We start from the raw sequence: 2,111 nt of genomic DNA on the forward strand, positions 1-2,111 counted from the left end.
ATTGCCTTGATCAACGGTTATATTATCTACTTTTACATTATCCGTATTGCTTCCACCTACAACTACAGTTTCTAATTTACCTGTTTCTTTATCTGTAGAAACAACCCAATCTTTGATTCCAACACTACCACTACCATTGTTAGTTACTGTATTACCATCTTTATCTTTACCTACTGAACCTTGGTTGGAGATAACTAAATCAGCATTACCATTATTTGTAATACCTCCACCTATAGTAGCACCTTCTCCATTGGAAATTTCAAGTTTATTATCACTGTTATTAGTGATAGAACCGCTTATACCTGTATTAGAAGTAGAAGTGTTAGTGATGGAGTCAAGCTGACTGTTTTTATCAATTGTAATAGAACCAGTAATAGAGCCTTCTCCTTCATTAACAAGACCACCTTCTACCTTAGCTCCACCTTCTATCTTGATATCGCTACCTATAGATGCACTATCCGTATTGACTATATTTCCTTCAAGCTTAGTGTTTTCCCCACTAACTGTAATACCACCTGTTATACTTCCTGAGCCAGAATTAGAGATAGCTTGACCTGAAGAAGAAGTTACAGTAGCTCCATCTTCTACTTTTATAGAGCCTTCTATTTTTCCGCTTTCATTAGATATACCAGCACCACTTCCACCTTCTACTCTAGATCCTTCACCGGATAAAATTATTTCTCCGCTTAAAGAAGCTGCTTTTTCTAATCTTATACCATTAACTTTACCTTGTATAATGCCACCATTTTTAAGTTCTATTTTACTAGTACTTGAACCAACATCTAAAGCAATTCCATGATTATCGCTATAAATTCCACTTACAGTTCCATCTTTTTTTAAGTTTGTTCCATCTATGTATAAATCCCCTAGAGTTTGCCATTGACCTACTGCTATTCCAGCTTTTTTTCCATAAACTACACCTCCATCTTTTATGGTAAGTGTTCCAAATTTACCATAGGATACATATATAGCAGAAGTAGCTGAATTGATAGTTCCTGTGTTGATGATATTTTCTATGGTACCACCCTGTCCTAGTTTTATGGCACCACCCCAATCTATATCGCTAGTGCTATTTATAGTGCCTTTATTTTCAAGTGTTTTTATAATGCTATTTTGTATAAGAATGGCAGCAGAACCACCATTCATAGTACCATTATTGATAAAATTTTCTATGGTTCCGCCCGATGATCTTATAGCCCCAGAAACTCCTTGTATAATTCCATCATTAACAAAAGTTTTGATATCAGTGTTTCCACTTACCCAAACCCCATTACTCCATTCTATGCTTTGTCCAATTGAATCAATTAAACCTTTATTAGTAAAAGTATCTATTTTTGTATTAACAAGCACTCCTGCTTCTGAGCCTTGTATGGTTCCACTGTTAGCATTAGTAAAATTTGTCATAGTGCCTTGGCCTATATTAACCCCCTTGCCTGCACTAATAAAACCACTATTAGTAAAGCTATTTATATTGGAATTGTTTGCAACATCAATGGCAATTGAATTGCTTGTGATAGTTCCGCTATTATCAAATTTATCTATATTGATAGTTCCTTGAGAATTTCCCCAAAGTCCCATATAGACATTTCCATTGATTTGGTTTTTATTTTCAAAGGTATTAACAGTGATGGTTCCTGTAAAGCCGCCACTACTATTTTCTACACTTACTTTACCATTGATGGTTCCATTATTGGTAAGATTAGTAAGAGTAAGAGTATCGCTGTTGCTAGCATGGACATAGATAATTCTATCTGTATTATTTATACTGCCCAAAGTTCCGTTTGATCCAATTGTTAAGGAATTTGTTGTTCCACTTCCAGTAATGGTTACTTGTTCGTTTTGCAAAGAATCTATAATCGTATTAGTTCCATTTCTAGGAGTATAAACACTTGCTGATCTAGCTTTAGTATTTTTATGAACTTCATCATAAGTTTTTATTTCAGAATTTAATGTAGCATTAGCACAACTCGCTAAGAAAGAAATAGTAGCTAAAGATAAAACTATCTTTTTAGAATTTAAACAGGGTTCTTTAATCCCCCCCCCCGTAGACACCTTACTTGAAATAATATTTTTACTCAAATATTTTTCTCCTTCCTTATTTAAAATGATTT

At 34.1% G+C, this 2,111-nt stretch carries 1 protein-coding gene; it reads right to left on the reverse strand.

Annotated features, from left to right (window positions below; genetic code table 11):
- On the reverse strand, positions 1 to 1,578 hold a 1,578-nt coding region (locus AJN58_RS09960; RefSeq protein WP_410002397.1), incomplete at its 3' end, for a beta strand repeat-containing protein.
- Positions 1,579 to 2,111: the final 533 nt, after the last annotated feature.

The organism is Campylobacter sp. BCW_4321 (genome assembly GCF_001763075.1).
GTDB classification, from domain to species: domain Bacteria; phylum Campylobacterota; class Campylobacteria; order Campylobacterales; family Campylobacteraceae; genus Campylobacter_D; species Campylobacter_D jejuni.